Consider the following 18,940-nt stretch of genomic DNA (forward strand, 5'->3'; position numbering starts at 1 on the left):
CCGACGGCGTCCAGTCGGCACGGGAACGGCCCAGGACCACGCCGGGTCCTGGGCCGTCGCACGGTGGGGCTACTCGTTGCCGATCTTCTCGTCCGCAGCGTCGCGGGCACCGTCGATCTTGTCGTCGTACTTGCCGCCGGTGGCCTTCTTGACCGCGTCGGCGACGCCCCCGAGGACCTTGTCGCTGATGTCCTCGGCCTTCTCGCTCTTCAGGGCGTCCTGGACCTTGTTGTCCTTCAGGAAGTCCTGGGCCTTCTTCGTGATGTCGTCGAACCCCGCCATGGCCTGCTCCTCAGATCGGTGCGGAGCCCGTCGCTCCGTCATGCCGCAGATGGTAGGCCGCGGAGCCGTCGTCCGTCCCGGAACGTGACGAAGTGTTCACACCATCTGGGCGCTGCGTCGACGTGCCAGGACGTACCCGACCGCGACCGCCCCGGACACCGCGAGGAGCGACGGGATGAGGATGTCGGTGCCCTCCTGCGTGAACTCGACCACCAGGACGAGCGCCGTGAACGGGGCCCGCATCGTGGTCGCCAGGAACGCCGCGGCGCCGACGAACGCGAAGGCCGCCAGGCCCGGGCCGTCGGCCGGCCAGAGCAGGAGCCACGCGCCACCGAGGCCGCCGCCGATCGCCGAACCGATCGCGATCGAGGGCGTCAGGGTGCCGCCGACCGCGCCGGCACCGATGGTGGCCGACGTGGTGATGGTGCGGACGACGCCGAGCAGGAGCAGCAGCACGATCGGCGCCAGGCCGGCGACGGTGCCGTCGTCGAGCGAGGCGTTCATCGCGACGAGGCCCAGCGCCCGCCCGTTGCCGAGGATCTCGGGGAACGGCACCGCGATGAGCCCGACCATCGCGAACACCACCGGCAGCACGACGAGCAGGTGCCAGCCCTTGGGAGCGATGCCCTGCAGCCGGTTGGTGAGCTTCACGAACCCGACGCCGGCCAGGCCGAGGACGGGCCCGACGATGATCGCCCAGACGAGCAGCGACGGCGACATGTGCATCGCCGGCACGTGGTAGAGCACCTCGTCCGGGATCACGAGCCGGGCGACGAACGCGGCGACGGCGCTCGTGGCGAACGCGGGCAGCGCCGTGGCGAAGCTGATCTCTCCGAGCAGGACCTCGACGGCGAACAGCGCACCGCCGAGCGGGACGTCGTACACCGCGGCGAGGCCCGCTGCCGCTCCGCAGGCGACCAGGATCTTCGTCTCGCGCGGGGTGAGACCGGCACGACGGGTGACGAGTTGGGAGAGCCAGGCGCCGACCTCGCGCGGGGCGACCTCCTTGCCGATCGAGGCGCCGAGACCGACCGCCAGGATCTGCACGCCGGCGTTCGCCAGGGTCGCGAGCGCGGGCATCCGCTTGCCGCCCACCGCCGCGGTGACGGACACGATCGGGCGCCCCCAGCGCCGGAGCGCCCACCAGGCGAAGCCCGTCAGGACACCGGCGGCCACGAGCGCGAGGAACCGGTTCAGCGCCGACGGCGCGTCCGCCGCCTCGAGGTGCCCGCCGAAGCCGTAGCCGAACGCCACGAACTGGATGAGCTGCAGCGCGAGCCACACGGCGATGCCGGCGATCCCACCGGAGACGCCCACCAGGGCGGTGACGACGGCGAGCTTGAGCGCCCAGACGGGGGTCGCGTGTCCGGAGCGCGGCATGTCGGAAACCCTAGCGGCTCCGATCACCGGCACCGGGCCTCCCGGTCGTCGCACCTGCCGTCAGACGGCCGTCAGACGGAACGGGACCACGCAGTCGGCGGGCACGAGCGGCGGGTGCAGGCCGACCGTGCCGAGCACCCGACCGCTGAACACCCGTGCGCCGCTCCACCAGTCCGGCCGGACGATCCCGTGCCCGTCGCCGACCACGATCGGGTCGACGCGGTACGAGACGTCCGGGTCGAGGTCGCGGAAGGTGACTCGACCGGTGCCGGACACCTCGGACCGCCCGATGCTCGCCAGGAAGAAGACCGCCTGCTGCCGGTCCGGCGTGACCGTGCCGTACACGAGTCGGGAGTCGTCGACCTCGTCCATCCGCACCAGGTCGCCGCCGTGCAGCAGCCCGCGCAGCTCCTTGTACAGCGCGATCCACTCCGCCAGCGACGCCGACTCCTCCGCCGTCGCCTCGGTGAGGTCCCACTCGATGCCCAGGTGCCCGACGAGCGCGGTGCCGGCCCGGAAGGCCAGGTCGTGCACGCGGCCCGTCGAGTGGTTCCTGCCGCTCGCGATGTGCGCGCCGAGGAGCTCCGGGGGCAGGAGCTGCTGCGTCCACCGGTGCATCTGCTGCCGCTCGAGGGGGTCGATGTCGTCGGACACCCAGACGCGGTCGGTGTGCTCGATCACGCCGAGGTCGACCCGCGCGCCGCCCGACGCGCACGACTCGATCTCGAGCCTCGGGAAGCGCTCCTTCAGGGTCGCCATCAGGTGGTACGTCGCCAGGGTCTGCTCGTGCACCGCCGCGCCGCCACCGGGGAACCCGGCCTCCACCAGGTCGCGGTTGTGGTCCCACTTGACGTACTCGATGCCGTACTCGCCGATGATCGCCGTCATCCGCTCGAGCACGTACTCGTACGCCTCGGGGATCGCCAGGTCGAGCACCTGCTGGTCGCGGGACCGCATCGGCAGTCGGCCGCCCGCCTGCATGATCCACTCCGGGTGGGCGCGGGCGAGGTCGCTGTCCTCGTTCACCATCTCGGGTTCGAACCACAGGCCGAACTCCATGCCGAGGGCCCGGACACGGTCCACGATCGGCCCGAGCCCGTCGGGCCAGACGTCCTCGTCGACGTACCAGTCGCCGAGCCCGAGGTGGTCGTTCCGGCGGCCGCGGAACCACCCGTCGTCGAGCACGTACCGCTCGACCCCGAGGGCGGCGGCGCGCTCCGCCAGGTCGGTCAGCCGGGCGAGGTCGTGGTCGAAGTACACGGCCTCCCAGACGTTGATCGTCATCGGCCGCGGCGTCGTCGGGTGCTGCGGCCGGCTGCGGAGCCACTGGTGGAACCGTCGGGCCTGGTCGTCGAGCCCGTCACCGTGGGCGAACCACACCCACGGCCCCTCGTACGTCTCGCCCGTGCCGAGCCGGACCTCGCCCGGCAGCAGCAGTTCGCCGCCGCCGATCACCTGGCGCCCGGTCGACAGGCGTTCGGCGTGGTGCCGGTGGTTCCCGCTCCACCCGGTGTGCACGCCCCAGACCTGACCGCGGGCGAAGCCGAAGCCGGGCTCCCCCACCGTCAGGACGGTCGCGGCGTCGGCACCGGTCCGGCCCTTCCGGCTCTCGCGCTGGTGGGTGCCGACGACGAGCTCGCGGCGCTGCGGGGTGCGTTCCTTGCCCCATCGACCGGCGAAGTCCAGGACCTCGCGCGCACCGGACGGGATCGGCATCGCCACCGTCAGGTCGTCCACCGTGTAGACGCCCTCGGCGGTGTTCGTGACCGCGGCCCGGGCACGGACGAGTCCGGAGACGAGCACCTCGATCGTCAGCCGGACGGCGAGGCCCGCGGTGTCGTCGGCAGCCTCGGCCGTGACGGTCGTGTCGGTCACGTCGAGCGACCGCACGGTGAACGCCGGCGACCAGTCGTGGCCGTCGCGGTGTCCGGCCAGGCCGGGTCGTCCGCTCCACCCGCGGTTCGGCTCGGGCAGCACGGCGACACGGACGGGGTCGTCCATCTCGTTCTGGGCCACGGGGGCGACGTCCGCGTCGGCGAGTGCGACGAGCGCGTCGTCGTCGAGTGGCCCGAGGGCTGCACCCCAGTGCACCACCGCGGGCAGCGCGTGGTCACGGCAGTCGAGGACGAGGGAGACGCCCCCGGCGGTCAGGTGGACGAGGTCGTGCGGGGTCACGGCCCCAGTCTTCCTCAGAACCAGCGCTTGACCTTGAACACGACCCACAGGATCGCGGCGAACAGGATCATCCCGACGATCGACAGCGGGTAGCCCCAGGTCCACGTCAGCTCGGGCATGTGCGTGAAGTTCATCCCGTAGATGGCGGCGATGAGCGTCGGGGCGAACAGGATCGCCGCCCAGCCGGAGATCCGCTTCGTGTCGTCGTTCTGCTTCTGCGCAGCCAGGGTGGAGTCGACGGTCAGCGCGTTCTGCAGCAGCTGCCGGAACGTGTCCAGCCGCTCCACCGTGCGGATGGCGTGGTCGAGGACGTCGCGGAACCGGCGCTGCATCTCGATCGGCAGGTGGTACTTCTCGGCGCCGCGGTGCAGGTTCTCGATGATGTGGATCAGCGGGCGGGCCGCACGCTGGAAGTCGACGACCTCGCCGAACAGTTCGTAGACGCGCCGCGAGACCCCGGCCTCGCCCGCGAACAGCTGGTCCTCGATCTGGTTGATGTCCTCTTCCAGCCCGTCGATCACCGGCACGTAGCCGTCGACGATCGTGTCCATGAGCGCCCAGAGCTGCGCCTGCGGTCCGACCGTCACCAGGCCGGGCTTGCCGCTCATCCGCTGCAGCGCTCGCGGGACGGTCGGCTTGCCGCGCGGGTCGGCCTTCACCACGACGAGGAAGAAGTTCTCGCCGACGAAGGCGTGCACCTCGCCGAACGCCACCTCTTCCTGCCCGTCGTTGTAGAGCGCGGGCTTGAGGACCACGAAGAGCGTCGAGCCGTACCGCTCGAGCTTCGGTCGCTGGTGCCCCTCGGCGGAGTCCTCGACCGCGAGCTCGTGCAGGCCCAGGGCGACCGCGACGTCGCCGAGCTCCTGCGCGTCCGGTTGGTACAGCACGATGCACGCGCTCGCGCCCTGCTCGTCGAGCATCCGGAAGGTGTCGTCCAGCGACGGACTCGCCATCGGGGCGATCCGGTCGACGTACACGGTGTTCATCTCGACGCTCACGCGACCACCGTACGCAGGTGACCAGCTTTCGGACGGGAGGCCCGTGGCGGGCCCGCCACGGGCCTCCCGTCCGCCGTCCCCCGCAGGCTGAACGCACGCTGCGCGCCCGACAGGACCGCCCGCCTACGGTGCAGGTCATCAGCATGCTGACGAAGGGAACGGTCATGAAGAGGATCTGGAAGCGCATCGCGGTCGCCGTGAGTGCCGTCGTCGCGGTGGTCGGGGCGTTCGTCGGGTCCGGCGCGGCCGGCGGGACGCCGATCCAGGACGCTGCCGGCGGAGCACTGTCCGCGTCGTCGACCGCCATCGCACCGGACGGTCCGGCGTTCTCGATCTGGAGCGTCGTCTACGTCGGCCTCATCGCCTACGCGATCCGCCAGCTCTTCCGCACGTCGGACGACGCCCGGCACGCGGAGCTCGCGGTGCCGGCGATCCTGTCGCTGCTGCTCAACGCGGCGTGGATCCTGTCGGTGCAGTTCGGGTTCCTGTGGGCGAGCGAGCCGATCATCGTGGCCCTGCTCGCGGTGCTGGTCTGGACGTTCACGATCCTGCGGCGGACGAACCCCTCCGGCGTCGTCGAGGCGATCGTCACCGACGGCACGTTCGGCCTCTACCTCGGGTGGGTGTGCGTCGCGACGGCGGCGAACACGGCCGCGGTGCTGACGGCAGCGGGCTTCCGGGGCTTCGACCTCGGGCAGGACGTCTGGGGTGTGCTCGTCGCAGCGGTGGCCGGGCTCGTCGGGCTGCTGCTGGCGGTGTGGGGTCGGGGGCGCCTGGCGCCGATGCTCTCCCTGGCGTGGGGGCTGGCGTGGGTGGCGGTCGCGCGGCTCGACGGTCCGCTGGTGTCGACGCCGACCGCCGTCGCTGCGGTCGTCGCAGCCGCCGCGGTCGTGGTGGTGACGGTCGCCGTGCGGGCGCGTGCGGGCTGGTCCGGCGCGCGTGGGCTGGCCCGAGTCTCGGCCTGAGCGACACTTCTCGGGCGCTCGGCTGCGAGAACTGTCGCCCAGCCCGAGTCTCGGGGCCTGGGCTCTACCGCGCGGACGCCACCAAGCCATGCGCGGCCGCCACGGCCTCGTTCGTGACCTGGCCGGCGTGCACGTTGAGGCCGAGGGCGAGCGACGGGTCGGCGGCCAGAGCGGCCTCCCACCCGCGGTCGGCGATCGCGACGGCGTACGGCAGCGTCGCGTTCGTCAGCGAGATCGTCGAGGTGCGGGGCACCGCTCCGGGCATGTTCGCCACGCAGTAGTACACGGTGTCGTGCACCGCGAACGTCGGGTCGTCGTGGGTGGTCGGGTGCGAGCCCTCGAAGCAGCCGCCCTGGTCGATCGCGATGTCGACGAGCACCGATCCCGGCCGCATGTCCGCGACCATGGCATCGGTGACGAGCTTCGGCGCGGACGCCCCGGGGATGAGCACGGAACCGATCACCAGGTCCGCCTCCCTGAGTTCCGAAGCGATGGCGTGCGCCGACGACCGCAGCGTGGTGATCCGCCCGTCGAACCGGGCGTCGAGCGCGCGCAGCCGCGGCAGGCTGATGTCGAAGACCGTCACGTCGGCCCCCATGCCGAGCGCCATCGTCGCGGCGTGCTCGCCCGCGACACCACCGCCGATCACGACGACGCGGCCCTTCGGCGTGCCGGGCACCCCACCGAGCAGCAGTCCGCGTCCGCCGTTCGTGCGCATCAGGTTGTAGGCGCCGACCTGGGCGGACAGCCGTCCGGCGACCTCGGACATCGGCGACAACAGGGGCAGCGAGCGGTCCGGCAGCTGCACGGTCTCGTAGGCGATCGCGGTGGCCCCGGAGTCGATGAGTGCATCGGTCAGCGGACGGTCGGCCGCCAGGTGCAGGTACGTGAAGAGCACCTGGCCGGGGCGGATGAGCGGGTACTCGGACGCCACCGGCTCCTTCACCTTCAGGATCAGCTCGGCGCGCGCCCAGACCTCGGCGGCGGTGTCGACGATCTCGGCGCCGGCGGTGCGGTACTCGTCGTCGGGGAACGCCGACCCGGTGCCGGCACCGGCCTGCACCAGGACCTGGTGGCCGTGCAGCGCCAGCTCGGCGACACCCGCCGGGGTGGCCGCCACGCGGTACTCGTTGTTCTTGATCTCGATGGGGACGCCGATGCGCATCGCGGACTCCTTCGTGGGTGGTGCTCTCGTCCCCACCATTCAGCGCCGGGTTCGTTGCAGTGACGTTACAGCCGAACATCCGGATGAGCCACGGCGGATCCGTGCGATGAGATTCGGCGGTCAGCCGATCAGAAGACCTTGCCCGGGTTCAGGATGCCTGCCGGGTCGAACACCCGGCGGATCCCCCGCTGCAGCTCGAGGACGTCCTCGCCGAGCTCGTCACCGATCCATCGGCGCTTCAACACCCCCACGCCGTGCTCGCCGGTCAGGGTCCCGCTCAACTCGATCGCGGCACGGAACACCGCGTCGGCGGCGTCCCACACGTGCTGCGGCACCTCGTCGCCGTCGAACACGAAGTTCGGGTGCAGGTTGCCGTCGCCGGCGTGCGCCACGGTCGGGATCGAGACCCCGTGTTCGCGGCCGATCTCCTCCACGCGGGCGAACATCTCGGCGAGCCGGCTGCGCGGCACCGCGACGTCCTCGATGAGCACCCGGCCGCGCGACTCCATCGCGGCGTGGAAGGACCGGCGGATGGTGAGCAGGCGCTCGCGTTCCGTCGCCGACCCGGCCAGGTGCACGGTTCCGCCCTCGGCCTGGAGGCGCGGCACGGCCCCCAGCGCGGCCTCGGTCGCACCCGGGCCGTCGAACTCCACGAGCAGGAAGACCCCGCCCGCAGCGGTGCTCCCCACCGTCTCGACGATCACCTCGGGTCCCAGGTACGCCGCGATCCCCTCGAGGGCCAGGGCGTCCAGCAGCTCGACCGTCGACGGCCGGTCCGCTCCCGCCACCACGGCCGCTGCAGCGGCGGCGGCCTGCTGCACGGTCGGGTAGACGGCCCCGAGGGTCGCGGGCTCCCCCGCCGGGATCGGTACGAGTCGGACCGTCGCGCCGACGATGACGCCGAGCGTGCCCTCGGACCCGACGAGCAACGCCGTCAGGTCGAGACCGGTCACGCCCTTGACGGTGCGGTGGCCGGTCGACACGAGCCGGCCGTCCGCCAGCACGACGTCGAGTCCGAGCACGGCCTCGCGCGTGACGCCGTACTTCACGCACCGCAGACCACCGGCGTTCGTGGCGATGTTCCCGCCGACGCTCGCGATCGCCGCACTCGCCGGGTCCGGTGCGAAGCGCAGCCCGTGCTCGGCGACGGCGGCGTTCAGCGCACCGTTGAGCACCCCGGGTTCGACGACGGCGAGTTCGTCCTCGACGGACACCTCGACGATGCGGTCCATCCGCGCGACGCTGAGCACCACCGTGCCCTCGGTGCCGTTCGCGCCACCCGCCAGACCGGTGCCGGCGCCGCGCGGGACGACGGGGACGCCCAGGGCCGAGCAGGTCCGGAGTGTCGCCTGCACGTGCTCGACGGTGCGGGCCTCGACGACGGCGACCGGACCGCCGGGTGCGATCCAGCCGGACTTGTCGGTCCGCGCGGTGTCGAGCACGCCCGGTTCGGTCCGGACGACGGTGCCGTCGGGGTCCTGCAGGGCGGAGCGGAGCGCGGTGACGACGGTGTCCATGTCGTCACGCTACCGCCGCCGGGTGGACTCCCCCGGCTCGGCGCCCCACGGCGGTCAGCGCGTGCGGAGCGACTCGCTCGGCAGCTCGCCGAAGCGGGCACGGTACGTCGCCGAGAACCGCCCGAGGTGGCCGAAGCCCCACGACCGGGCGACGTCGGCGACCGAGGTCTCGTCGCGCGCGCCCCCGAGCAGGTCCGCCCGCGCACCGTCGAGCCGCACTCCGCGCAGCAGGTCGCCGGGCGTCTGGTCGAGGTGACGCCGCAGGGACTGCTGCAGCCCGCGCGGGCTGAGCCCCGCGGCCGCGGCGATCTCGGGTGTGCCGATGGGTTCGCGGGCGTGCTCGTGCACGAAGTCGAGCGCCCGGCGGACGCGGCCGTGCTCCGGACCGCCGCCGGCTACGGTCGACCGCCACCGGTCGCGCTGCGGGAACGCACGGATCGCAGCGGTCGCGAACGCCTCGGCGATGTCGCGCTGCGCGATCGGGTTGAGCTCGTGGTCGACGTCGAGCCACGTCGACGAGTGCTTCCGGACCACGTCCTGCCACGCGGCCGTGCCCGCAGCCGTCGGACGCTGCATCGGCTCGAAGGCGAAGTCGTCCTCGCCGACCAGCGTCCGGACGAAGTCGCGGTCGAGGTGCACGAGGTTCAGCGCGATGTCGCGGTGGTGCAGGGAGTACGGCTCGGCGAACGGCAGCACGACGGGCACGCCGGCTTCGAGCGCCCAGGTCTCGCCGCCGCAGGTGATCCGGCTGGAGCCACTCCGCATCCAGGCCACCAGGAACTCGTCGTCGACCTGGCTCTCGCTGCGCAGGTCGACCATGAACCGCGACGACCGCAGCGACATCCGGTCGTCGCCGACGCCGGCGAAGTCCCAGTGCGCGGTGGGGCGGGTGCGCCGGACCGCGGGTGCCCGGAAGTCGTAGTCACGCCCGAAGAAGGCGAGCGCCTGGTCGACGTCAGTGCCGACTACGCGACGGGAGTACCGGCCGCCCGGTCGGTCCATCGAGATCACCATGGCCGAGAACGTACCCGGCACCCCCGACAGAACCGGGTCACATCCTGACTCAGGGCTGGAGGATCGCCTGCCCGACGCTCTCGTCCAGGATCAGGTCCGTGACGAGCCCGGACGCCAGCGCACCCCGCAACGATGCTGCCTTCGACCGGCCCGCGACGACACAGACCCGCCGCGGCGCGCGCTTGATGATGTCGAGGTCCGGCCCGCCGGCGCGCGCGTTCACGCCGATGTCCCGCCACGACCCGTCGGCCCGGTAGAACACCGTCGAGACGTCCCCGACGACCTGGGCCTTCGTGAGCTCGTCGCGGTCCGCAGGGTCGAGGTAGCCGCCCGAGTACACGTGCGACGGCACCGGGGCCTGCGGGGCGCCCACACCGAACACCACCAGGTCCATCCGCTCGTGCAGGTCGAGCACGCGGCGGATCGAGCGCTCGCGGAACAGCGCCTCCTTCGTCGCCGGGTCGTCGAAGAACGCCGGCACCGGGAACTGCTGCACGAACGCGCCGTAGGCCTCGCCGAACCGCCGCAGGATCTCCGAGGCGTAGACGATGCCCGTGGTCCGGGTGTTCGCGGCACCGTTGATCTGCACGATGGTCGACCCGTGCGTGGTCTTCGGCACCAGGTACCGGCTGACCGCGCTCACCGTCGAGCCCCACGAGATCCCGATCACCATGTTCGACTCGACGTACTGCGTCAGGATCCGGGCGGCGGACAGGGCGACCCGTTCCAGCCGGTCGACGTCGCTCGTGTGGTCCGGCACCGGGACGACGTGCGCGTGCACCCCGAACCGCGAGCGGATGCTGCGGCTCAGCGCGGCGGCCTGGTCCAGGGGCGAGCGGATCTGGATGTCGACGAGTCCGGTGTCCCTGGCGTACTTCAGCAGGCGCGACACCGACGAGCGCGAGGTCGCGAGTTCGTCCGCGATGGCGTCCATCGTCAGGTCCTGCAGGTAGTACAGGTGGGCGGCGCGCAGCGCCTGCTGCGTGCGCATGGGCTGAGCCGCATCGCTCATGGTGCTCCGATCTGTCGAACGCAACCATGCACGGACGTGCACGGCCTCTGCAACCCCTGTCGCGCCTCCCGGCCCCCGGATCGGAGCGCACGACACGTGTGCTGCACGTTCGTGCACGCAAGTTGCCCGACCTCCCAAACCGGCGCACGATCGATCCTGACCACGAGAACAGACGAAGGAAGCGACGAACCATGTCGAAGAAGACACAGCCCAGGAACACGGTGACCGTCCTCACCGAGCGCCCGAACGCGCAGGTCCTCGTCGTCGGCGGCGGCATCAACGGCATCGCCACGTTCCGCGACCTCGCACTGCAGGGCGTCGACGTCGCCCTGGTCGAGCGCGGCGACTACGCGTCGGGTGCGTCCGCTGCGTCGAGCCACATGATCCACGGCGGCATCCGCTACCTCGAGAACGGCGAGTTCCGCCTGGTGCGCGAGAGCGTCCAGGAGCGCAACGGCCTCATCCGCATCGCCCCGCACTACGTCAAGCCGCTGCAGACGACGATGCCGATCTTCTCGACGTTCTCCGGCATCATGAACGCCCCGCTGCGCATGCTGACGCACAAGCAGCGCTCCACCAAGGAGCGCGGCGCGATGCTCATCAAGATCGGCATGACGATCTACGACTCCTTCTCGCGCGACGGCGGCTCCGTCCCGAAGCACGTCTTCCGCACCAAGAAGGCCGCGCTCGAGGACATGCCCGCCCTCAACAAGGACCTGAAGTACACGGGCACCTACTACGACGCGAGCGTGCACGAGCCCGAGCGCCTGGCCCTCGACGTCCTCAAGGACGGCATCGCCGCGGGCACCGGGACCGGCTCCGCCGCGACCGCCCGCGCGACGAACTACGTCGAGGCAGCCGGAACCCGCGACGGCGGCGTGCTGCTGCGCGACCGCGAGACCGGCGAGGAGTTCGTGTTCACCGCCGAGGTCGTCATCAACGCGTCCGGCCCCTGGACCGACCTGACGAACGAGGCGTTCGGCGGCGAGACGAAGTTCATGGGCGGCACCAAGGGCTCGCACATCGTCGTCCAGAACGACGAGCTGCTCGAAGCCACCAAGGGCCGTGAGCTGTTCTTCGAGAACGACGACGGACGCATCGTCCTCATCTACCCGCTCAAGGGCCGGGTCCTCATCGGCACGACCGACATCGACGCCGACCCCTCGAAGCCGGTCACGACGACCGACGAGGAGATCGACTACTTCTTCGGGCTCGTGAAGCACGTGTTCCCGCAGATCGACGTCACCCGCGACCACATCGTCTACAGCTACTCCGGCATCCGCCCGCTCCCCCGCCACGAGGACACCGCCCCCGGCTTCGTGTCGCGTGACTACCGGATCGTGGACACCCAGATCGCCGGGCTGCCGGAGTCGACCGTGCTGTCGCTCGTCGGCGGCAAGTGGACGACGTTCCGCGCCCTCGCCGCACACCTGTCGACCGAGGCCACCACGAAGCTCGGCATGACCCGCAAGGTCGACACCACCGGCATGCCGATCGGCGGTGGCAAGGAGTTCCCGACCACCGACGCGCAGCGCGCCCTGTGGATCACGTCGCACCGTGACGGTCTGGACGAGTCCCTCGTCGAGGGCCTGCTGGAGCGCTACGGCACCCGTGCGGCCGAGGTCGTGGACGTCCTGACCGACGGCCCCGTCGAGGCGCTCGAGTCCGACCCGTCGCTCACCCGCGCCGAGGTCGCGTACTTCGCCGAGCACGAGCAGGCCGTCCACCTGGTCGACGTGGTGCTGCGCCGCACGAACCTCGCGTTCGTCGGCGGTGTCACGATCGACCTGCTCGACGAGCTGGCCGATGTCCTCGCCGGGGCGCTCGACTGGACGCCCGAGGAGCGCGCGGACGAGGTCCAGCGCACGCTCGACGTGCTGCGCGAGGCGCACCGCGTGATCGTGCCGCTGACGTCCGCAACGGCACAGGCGTCGGCGTCGCAGCTCGCGTAGTCGACGCGACCACGAGACGGACGGGAGGCCCGGTACCAGCTGGTACCGGGCCTCCCGTCTCGGCCGTCACCCCGCTGGCGCGGTGCGCCGGTACCGGCGGGTGGGGCCCACCTCCCGTCCGTTCGTGGGTCGCCTTCGCGAGCCGCTGGTCGCGTCGGCGACCCGTGCGTCAGTAGCGCTCGCCGGTCGGGTCGAGCGCGGTGCGGTCGATGAGCTGGTCACCACCGATCGGCTCGCCCTCCCAGTCGACCAGGTGCCAGCCGTCGGCGAATGACCCCTCGAGCTCGACGATGCCGGTGTTCTCCAGGTGGCGCTTGGTGCCGAAGTGGTCCGGGGTGTTGTCGGCGGCCGCGCTCGCCCAGGTACGGATCGCCGCACCGTGACTCACCGCCGCCGCCACGCCGACGCCGGTGGCCTCGATCTGCCGCACGGCGTCGTCGTACCGCTCGAAGAACTCGAGACCGCTCTCCGCCCCGGGCATCCGGGTCGTGCGGTCCCCGCCGGACCAGCCGTGCACGGTGGTGATGTACAGCTGCACGGACACCGTGTCGCTCTTGCCCTGGGTGTCGCCGGCCTCGATCTCACGGAGCCCGGGGAGCACGACGGGCTCGAGTCCGAGCGACGCCGCCAGGGGTGCCGCGGTGATCTGCGTCCGGACCATGGTGGAGGCGAAGAGCCGCTCGATCCCCCGGTCGGCCAGGGCTGCCGGCAGGGCGTCCGCCTGCTGCTGGCCGAGCTCGGTCAGGCCGGGTCCGGGCACCTCGGCGTCGAGGACACCGTTCACGTTCGCGGGGGTCTGGCCGTGGCGGATGAGCAGCAGTCGCATGGATCAACCCTACGGACCACCGCCGACGTCAGCCCTGGCGGGTGTTCCAGCGGGGGTTCTGCTTGTTGATGACGTAGACCCGGCCGCGGCGACGGACGACCTGCGAGCCGGGGATCTTCTTCAGTGCCTTGAGCGAGTTGCGGACCTTCATGGTTCTCCTCCGTCGGCGCTCTCTTGTTGAGAACGGTTTTCAGGTAGGGTACTCGACATGCGTGCTGCCGCCATCACCCTCGTCACCGCCCTCCACGAGGTCGACGCCGACCGCGTCGCCGCCCGGATCGCCACGGGGCACCGGATGCACGTCGACGGGAGTGCGTTCGCAGCGGCCCGCGCGGTCGCCGAGCGGGCCGACCACCTCGATCGCGCCTGCGGCCCCGATGCCGACCACGGCCTCGTCGTCACCCTGCGACCCGGCTCCGACGCCCGCGCCGTGGGCATGATGCTCGCGAACGCCGCCCGGAGCGAGACCGGCGACGACCGAGTGCTCCGACACGTGATCGGGGTGCTGCGGGCCGACGACGTCGCCCACCTGCTGTGGTCCGACGTCGACGACGCGTTCGTGGCCGCCGACCGGGTCGCATCACTCGTCGAGTACGCGACCGTCATCGCGCTCGACCGTCTCGCACCGCTGTCCCTGCGCCGCCGTCGCGCACTGGTGGCACTGCTGCACCGGCTCGCGCCGCAGGCCGTGATCGTGGCACTGCCCGCACTCCGGACCGCGCGCGACCTGCCCGCGTCGAACGGCGGGGCCGCTCGGGTCCTTGCTTCGGGCGCCGGGTGGATGCGCGCCCTGTCGAGCGGCGCCGACACCGGCCGGGACGCCCGCGACGACCTGGTCGCGATGCGATACCGGGAGCCGCTGCCGTTCCACCCCGGGCGACTGGCCACCGTGATCGAGCGAGACCTGGCCGCCGGTGGCTCGGGCCGGGTGCTCCGCTCGAAGGGGTTCTTCCGGCTGGCGTCACGCCCGGACCACGTCGGATCGTGGTCGAGCTTCGGGGCGATGCTCGCGCTCGACCCCACCGCGAACCCGTCGTGGGACGCCGACGCCCCGATCGGGCAGGCGCTTTGGTTCGTCGGCGAGCGGCTCGACGTGCGGGCGATCGAACGAGCCCTCGACGGGGCGCTGCTCACGCCGCCGGAGCTGCTGGCCGGGCCGGAGCTGTGGCGCGGGTGGGCGGACCCGTTCCCCGTGTGGCCGGCGGTGGACCCGGCGTCGGAGCACCGGCACGAGTGAGGGCGGGATCGCGACTGCTCCGACTCCGAACGACGTCCGCGACGTCGTGCGACGACCACGATGTCGTTCCCGCCCCCGTGCAACAGCCCGCGCGTGCAACGAACGACGAGGCCGATGTCGTACGACATCGACCTCGTCGTTCCGAGTCGAACGACCCGCGAGCGCCCCCGGCGTCAGCGCGCCGGCACGGCCTCAGCATCGGCGGCGTCGCGCGCGGCCCGGGCTGCGGCGTCCTGCGCGGCGAACGGCAGGTCGCCGAGGTCCAGGTGCGGGTTCGTGTCCTGCGTGAGCACGAGTTCCTTCGCCTCGGCCTCGGTCTCCACCGCCGGCATCGAACCCGGCAGCGGACGGCGCGAGGACTCCTTCATGCAGAAGACGCCGATCGCACCGACGACGCTCATCGCCATCAGGAAGTACGCGGGAGCGAGCTCGTCCCCGGTCACGGTCAGCAGCGCCTGCACGATCAGGGGCGTGGTCCCACCGAAGACCGCGATGGCGATGTTGTAGGCGAAGCCCATGCCGCCGTACCGCGTCGAGGTCGGGAACAGCGCCGGCAGCGACGCAGCCTGGTTCGACACCCACAGCGCGGTCATCAGTGCGAGCAGCCCGAGTCCGGCCAGCGTGGACCACTGCGCTCCGTGCCCGATCAGCATGAACGCCGGCACGACGAGCACCACGGTCGTCGCGGCACCGATCCACATCACGACGCGTCGACCGAGCTTGTCGGACAGCTTGCCGGTGAGCGGGAGCATGACCGCCAGCAGCAGCAGCACCGGGATCGTCAGCAGCGTGCCGTCGAGCGGGGAGTACCCGAGCGAGTCGGTCAGGTAGGTCGGCATGTACGAGGTCAGGGCGTACCCGACGGTGTTCGACGCCGCGACGAGCATGATCGCGATGACGATCGGCCGCCAGTGGTCGCGCACCATCACGAGCACGTTCGCGGGACGCTCCCCGTCGAAGGACGCGCGGGTCTCGGACGCGGCCTCCTGCGCGGCCTGGGTCGCCTGGAACACCGGCGACTCCTCGATGCGCAGACGGAACCAGATCGCGACGACGCCGATCACACCGGCCGCCAGGAACGGGAAGCGCCAGCCGTAGGCGACCATCGCGTCCTCGCCGAGGGTGATCTGCAGCACCGAGACCACGGTCGCACCGAGCGCGAAGCCCAGGTAGCTGCCGAAGTCCAGGATGCTCGCGAAGAACCCGCGGCGGCGGTCCGGGGCGTACTCGGTCACGAAGGTCGTCGCGCCGGCGTACTCACCGCCGGTCGAGAACCCCTGCGCCAGCTTCAGCACGACCAGCACGATCGATGCGAACACGCCGATCGTCGCGTAGGCGGGCAGCGCACCGATGAGGAACGTCGACGCCGCCATCATGATGAGCGTCGTCGCGAGCACCTTCTGGCGCCCGATGCGGTCGCCGAGACGGCCGAAGACGATGCCGCCGAGCGGACGGGCGATGTACGTCGCAGCGAAGACACCGAGGCTGAACAGGATCTGCACGGCGGGCTCGGCGGTCGGCAGGAAGACCTTCCCCATCGTGACCGCCAGGTAGCCGTAGACACCGACGTCATACCACTCCATCGTGTTGCCGACGACCATGCCGCTCACCGCGCGGCGCATCATGCTCTTGTCGACCACGGTGACGTCGCTCTCGCGCAGACGTCGGTGCGGCCGGGTCGGGGTATGGCTGGGATCGGAGCCCATGTCTCTCCTCGAGGATCGTGACGAGCCAGCAGGGACCGGCTCGGGCCGGTGGAGACCGGCTCAGGAACAGCGAGCGACGTTACCGAGCAACCGAAATGTCATTGGCCGGTGATTCTCAGGCAGCGGCGTGTCACCCGAACGGGGGTGGGGCCCGATCCGCATGCGTCTGCGGATCCGCAAGGCTGAGTAACGAGGACATAACATCGGCGCATGGCGATCGAACCCGAGACGAAGAGCTGGACCTGGGTCATCGAGGGCACCTGCCCCGAGTGCGGCTACGACGGCACCACGGTGTCGATCCGCGACGTGCCGGGGATCATCGACGCGAACACGACCGCGTGGCCGACCGAACTCGGCCGGGCCGACGTGCGCGAGCGTCCCGACGACCACACCTGGTCGGCACTCGAGTACGGCGCCCACGTGCGCGACGTGCACCGGAAGATGAGCGAGCGGCTCGCACTGATGCTCGCCGAGGACGCCCCGACGTTCCCGAACTGGGACCAGGACGCCACCGCGGTCCAGGACCAGTACGGCGAGCAGGACCCGGCCGTCGTCGTCCGGGAGCTCGGCGAGGCCGCACACCGGGCAGCGCGGGCGTTCGACGAGGTCCGTGACGACCAGCTCGAGCGCACGGGGCTGCGGTCGGACGGCAGCGCATTCACCGTCGCAAGCCTCGCGACGTACTACGCGCACGACCCCGTCCACCACCTGTGGGACGTGCGGCGCACGCACTAGACGCGGCGACGGGCGGACGGGAGGCACGGTGCGGTCCCGCCCCGCGCCTCCCGTCCGCTCGGTGGTCGCGGCAGACCGCTCAGGCGAGCGCGTCGAGCAGGGCGCGGGCCGTCGCGGCGTCCGACACCAGCTCGTTGACGAGCCCTCCGCGCACCGCGCCGACGATGCTGCCGACCTTGGCACTGCCGACGGCGACGCCGACGGCGTGCGGCACACCGGACAGGACCTCGCGTGAGGTCCGGACCATCCGGTCGCTGCCGGGGAACTCGATGGGCGAGCCGTCCGCGGCGTAGAAGTTGAGGCAGACGTCACCTGCAGCGTGGTCGAACGCGGCGTCCTCGACGGGGACGCCCCGCGCCAGGGCGTCGCGCGTCGGGGTCGGCGCCCCGATGCCGAGGATCGCGCCCTTCGCCCGGCCCCAGAGCCCGACGACGTGCTGGAAGGCCGGGTCCTCGTCGAGCGAGGACCGCATCGCGGGCGACGGCAGCGCCTGCGCGAACAGGAAGGCGGGGATCGCTCCGGAGTGCTCCGCGGCGGTCCGGGTGATCTCGTTCGTCTGGAACCACGGCATCGGGTCGGCCTGCCCGCCCACCGTCGGGACGAGCTGCACGCCGGGCAGGCTCGGCATGCCGGCGTGTGCGACGTCGTACACCGTGCGGCCCGACGACATCAGGACGGCGTCGCCCGGGACGAGCCCCATGCCCTCGACCGCTGCGGCGAGGGGTGCGGCGAGGTCGGCGCCGAGCGTGGCGGTGTGCGTGACGGCGGCCAGGTGCACCGCTCGGATGCCGAGCACGACCTGCAGCCGTTCGGCGAGCGCGACGGTCTCGTCCTGGAACGGGTCGACGACCTCGATGCGGACGAGTCCGGCCTTGCGCGCCTCGGCCACGAGCCGCGACACCGTCGGACGCGAGACACCGAGGCGCGAGGCGATCTCGACCTGGGTGGCGTCCTCGAGGTAGTACATCCGCGCCGCCTGGTACACGGTGTCGAGCGGGAACCGGGTCCGGGCACCCTCGGCGGCAGGGTTCTCGGCGGACATGCGCCGATCGTATCCCCGGCACACCTCAGCGGATCGTGAACCCGCCGTCCACCCGGAGGTCGGCGCCGTTCACCATCGCGCTCGACTCCCCGGCCAGGAACAGCACCGCGGCGGCGATCTCGTCGGGAGTGGCGAAGCGGCCGGTGGGGATCTCGTCCTGGTGCCGGATGCCGTTCTCGTTCGCCCACGCGGCACGGCCGAGGTCGGTGAGGACCACCGTGGGTGACACGGTGTTGACGGTGACGCCGCGGCCGCCCCACTCGAGCGCGAGGACCCGGGTGAGTCCGATGACGCCCGCCTTCGAGGCGCAGTAGGCGGCGTGCCCGTCGATGCCCACGTGCGCGGCCTGCGAGGCGATGTTCACCACGCGCCCGTACCCGGCGGCGAGCATGTGCCGACCGACGGCCTGGGCGACGCGGAAGGTGCCGGTCAGGTTGACGTCGATCGTCCTCGACCAGGTCTCGGCGGACAGTTCGTCCGCCGGAGCGAGTGCGGCGATCCCGGCGCAGTTGACGAGCACGTCGACGCGACCGAAGTGCGCGACGACGTCGGCGACGGTGCGCGCCACGGACGTCTCGTCCGTCACGTCGCAGCCGAACCCGGCATGGAGGCCCGTGGCCGCGCCCGGTGCGTCGGTCGCGGCCGGCAGGTCGGCCGCCGCCGTCGTGGCGCCGTCCGCACGGACGTCGACGATCGCGACCCGCGCACCCCGTGCGGCGAGCGCCCGCGCGATGGCGTTCCCGATGCCGGAGGCGCCGCCGGTCACCACCGCGGTGCGGCCGCTGAAGTCGTTCGTCAGGTCGACGGTGTCCGGGCCCGGGCGCAGGGCTGCGGCGAAGTCGGTGGTGGTGCTGGTCGTCATGTTCGCTCCTTTGCGTCGGGTCGAACCTAGCAGAAATTGTGTTCTGGACAAACGTTCTGCGAGGTGTACAGT

At 71.7% G+C, this 18,940-nt stretch carries 17 protein-coding genes; 4 read left to right on the forward strand and 13 right to left on the reverse strand.

All coding sequences use genetic code 11. The annotated features are described in order from the left end of the window. Positions 1–69: 69 nt before the first annotated feature. Genes DEJ14_RS13625 through DEJ14_RS13640 form a run of 4 tightly spaced genes read right to left on the reverse strand, consistent with a single transcriptional unit; the run spans position 70 to position 4,835 of the window. Positions 70–324, reverse strand: a complete 255-nt coding sequence (locus DEJ14_RS13625; RefSeq protein ID WP_502868763.1) for an antitoxin — start codon at positions 322–324, stop codon at positions 70–72. Between the two features lie 54 nt (positions 325–378). Beyond that, positions 379–1,662 carry a chloride channel protein gene (locus tag DEJ14_RS13630; protein ID WP_111084390.1) on the reverse strand — a complete coding sequence of 428 codons (1,284 nt, stop codon included), beginning with the start codon at positions 1,660–1,662 and terminating at the stop codon, positions 379–381. A 60-nt stretch (positions 1,663–1,722) separates the two neighbouring features. Next, positions 1,723–3,837, reverse strand: a complete 2,115-nt coding sequence (locus tag DEJ14_RS13635) for an alpha-galactosidase (protein ID WP_111084391.1) — start codon at positions 3,835–3,837, stop codon at positions 1,723–1,725. 14 nt (positions 3,838–3,851) lie between these two features. After that, positions 3,852–4,835, reverse strand: a complete 984-nt coding sequence (locus DEJ14_RS13640) for a magnesium and cobalt transport protein CorA (protein ID WP_258373189.1) — start codon at positions 4,833–4,835, stop codon at positions 3,852–3,854. Between the two features lie 164 nt (positions 4,836–4,999). Between DEJ14_RS13640 and DEJ14_RS13645 the strand changes: the two genes are divergently transcribed. Then, complete coding sequence (locus tag DEJ14_RS13645) at positions 5,000–5,800, forward strand: TspO-related membrane protein (RefSeq protein ID WP_111084491.1); 801 nt, start codon at positions 5,000–5,002, stop codon at positions 5,798–5,800. A gap of 64 nt (positions 5,801–5,864) precedes the next feature. On the opposite strand, the gene ald is transcribed toward DEJ14_RS13645, so the two are convergent. From ald to DEJ14_RS13665, 4 genes are all read right to left on the reverse strand, one after another. Further along, positions 5,865–6,965: an alanine dehydrogenase gene (gene ald / locus DEJ14_RS13650; RefSeq protein WP_111084392.1), complete on the reverse strand. Its 1,101-nt coding sequence runs from the start codon at positions 6,963–6,965 to the stop codon at positions 5,865–5,867. 128 nt (positions 6,966–7,093) lie between these two features. After that, on the reverse strand, positions 7,094–8,482 hold the full coding sequence (locus tag DEJ14_RS13655; protein ID WP_111084393.1) for an FAD-binding oxidoreductase: 1,389 nt from the start codon (positions 8,480–8,482) through the stop codon (positions 7,094–7,096). 54 nt (positions 8,483–8,536) lie between these two features. Further along, positions 8,537–9,496, reverse strand: a complete 960-nt coding sequence (locus DEJ14_RS13660) for a helix-turn-helix transcriptional regulator (protein ID WP_111084394.1) — start codon at positions 9,494–9,496, stop codon at positions 8,537–8,539. Positions 9,497–9,545: 49 nt separating this feature from the next. Then, positions 9,546–10,508 (reverse strand): sugar-binding transcriptional regulator, encoded by a 963-nt coding sequence (locus DEJ14_RS13665; protein ID WP_258373190.1) that lies wholly within the window; start codon positions 10,506–10,508, stop codon positions 9,546–9,548. A gap of 191 nt (positions 10,509–10,699) precedes the next feature. On the opposite strand from DEJ14_RS13665, the gene DEJ14_RS13670 reads away from it, so the two are divergent. Then, a complete protein-coding gene (locus DEJ14_RS13670; protein ID WP_111084396.1) occupies positions 10,700–12,460 on the forward strand; it encodes a glycerol-3-phosphate dehydrogenase/oxidase in 1,761 nt (586 codons plus the stop codon). Between the two features lie 169 nt (positions 12,461–12,629). Here the strand turns inward: DEJ14_RS13670 and DEJ14_RS13675 are convergent, their stop codons facing one another. Next, entirely contained in the window at positions 12,630–13,286 is a 657-nt protein-coding gene (locus tag DEJ14_RS13675; RefSeq protein ID WP_111084397.1) for a histidine phosphatase family protein, read from the reverse strand. A 28-nt stretch (positions 13,287–13,314) separates the two neighbouring features. Then, positions 13,315–13,437, reverse strand: coding sequence for a type B 50S ribosomal protein L36 (gene ykgO, locus DEJ14_RS13680; RefSeq protein ID WP_022905672.1), 123 nt, complete (start codon positions 13,435–13,437; stop codon positions 13,315–13,317). 57 nt (positions 13,438–13,494) lie between these two features. On the opposite strand from ykgO, the gene DEJ14_RS13685 reads away from it, so the two are divergent. Next, entirely contained in the window at positions 13,495–14,523 is a 1,029-nt protein-coding gene (locus DEJ14_RS13685) for a CobW C-terminal domain-containing protein (RefSeq protein ID WP_111084398.1), read from the forward strand. A gap of 173 nt (positions 14,524–14,696) precedes the next feature. Here DEJ14_RS13685 and DEJ14_RS13690 read toward each other — a convergent pair whose 3' ends face one another. After that, positions 14,697–16,229, reverse strand: a complete 1,533-nt coding sequence (locus DEJ14_RS13690; RefSeq protein WP_111084399.1) for an MFS transporter — start codon at positions 16,227–16,229, stop codon at positions 14,697–14,699. A gap of 210 nt (positions 16,230–16,439) precedes the next feature. Here DEJ14_RS13690 and DEJ14_RS13695 point away from each other — a divergent pair, with 210 nt between their 5' ends. After that, complete coding sequence (locus tag DEJ14_RS13695; protein ID WP_111084400.1) at positions 16,440–16,964, forward strand: DinB family protein; 525 nt, start codon at positions 16,440–16,442, stop codon at positions 16,962–16,964. Positions 16,965–17,043: 79 nt separating this feature from the next. On the opposite strand, the gene DEJ14_RS13700 is transcribed toward DEJ14_RS13695, so the two are convergent. Both DEJ14_RS13700 and DEJ14_RS13705 read right to left on the reverse strand, forming a co-directional pair. Next, complete coding sequence (locus tag DEJ14_RS13700; RefSeq protein ID WP_111084401.1) at positions 17,044–18,006, reverse strand: sugar-binding transcriptional regulator; 963 nt, start codon at positions 18,004–18,006, stop codon at positions 17,044–17,046. A gap of 25 nt (positions 18,007–18,031) precedes the next feature. After that, positions 18,032–18,868 carry a GolD/DthD family dehydrogenase gene (locus DEJ14_RS13705; RefSeq protein WP_111084402.1) on the reverse strand — a complete coding sequence of 279 codons (837 nt, stop codon included), beginning with the start codon at positions 18,866–18,868 and terminating at the stop codon, positions 18,032–18,034. Positions 18,869–18,940 lie beyond the last annotated feature (72 nt).

This window comes from Curtobacterium sp. MCJR17_020, from assembly GCF_003234365.2.
Taxonomy (GTDB): Bacteria; Actinomycetota; Actinomycetes; order Actinomycetales; family Microbacteriaceae; genus Curtobacterium.

Excerpts from the sequence above, each read along its gene's own strand:
- DEJ14_RS13670 (WP_111084396.1), top strand. The coding sequence starts at position 10,700 with ATGTCGAAGAAGACACAGCCCAGGAACACGGTGACCGTCCTCACCGAG.
- DEJ14_RS13660 (WP_111084394.1), bottom strand. The coding sequence starts at position 9,496 with ATGGTGATCTCGATGGACCGACCGGGCGGCCGGTACTCCCGTCGCGTA.
- DEJ14_RS13705 (WP_111084402.1), bottom strand. The coding sequence starts at position 18,868 with ATGACGACCAGCACCACCACCGACTTCGCCGCAGCCCTGCGCCCGGGC.
- ald (WP_111084392.1), bottom strand. The coding sequence starts at position 6,965 with ATGCGCATCGGCGTCCCCATCGAGATCAAGAACAACGAGTACCGCGTG.
- ykgO (WP_022905672.1), bottom strand. The coding sequence starts at position 13,437 with ATGAAGGTCCGCAACTCGCTCAAGGCACTGAAGAAGATCCCCGGCTCG.
- DEJ14_RS13645 (WP_111084491.1), top strand. The coding sequence starts at position 5,000 with ATGAAGAGGATCTGGAAGCGCATCGCGGTCGCCGTGAGTGCCGTCGTC.
- DEJ14_RS13655 (WP_111084393.1), bottom strand. The coding sequence starts at position 8,482 with ATGGACACCGTCGTCACCGCGCTCCGCTCCGCCCTGCAGGACCCCGAC.
- DEJ14_RS13700 (WP_111084401.1), bottom strand. The coding sequence starts at position 18,006 with ATGTCCGCCGAGAACCCTGCCGCCGAGGGTGCCCGGACCCGGTTCCCG.
- DEJ14_RS13695 (WP_111084400.1), top strand. The coding sequence starts at position 16,440 with ATGGCGATCGAACCCGAGACGAAGAGCTGGACCTGGGTCATCGAGGGC.
- DEJ14_RS13625 (WP_502868763.1), bottom strand. The coding sequence starts at position 324 with ATGACGGAGCGACGGGCTCCGCACCGATCTGAGGAGCAGGCCATGGCG.
- DEJ14_RS13690 (WP_111084399.1), bottom strand. The coding sequence starts at position 16,229 with ATGGGCTCCGATCCCAGCCATACCCCGACCCGGCCGCACCGACGTCTG.
- DEJ14_RS13665 (WP_258373190.1), bottom strand. The coding sequence starts at position 10,508 with ATGAGCGATGCGGCTCAGCCCATGCGCACGCAGCAGGCGCTGCGCGCC.
- DEJ14_RS13685 (WP_111084398.1), top strand. The coding sequence starts at position 13,495 with ATGCGTGCTGCCGCCATCACCCTCGTCACCGCCCTCCACGAGGTCGAC.
- DEJ14_RS13675 (WP_111084397.1), bottom strand. The coding sequence starts at position 13,286 with ATGCGACTGCTGCTCATCCGCCACGGCCAGACCCCCGCGAACGTGAAC.
- DEJ14_RS13630 (WP_111084390.1), bottom strand. The coding sequence starts at position 1,662 with ATGCCGCGCTCCGGACACGCGACCCCCGTCTGGGCGCTCAAGCTCGCC.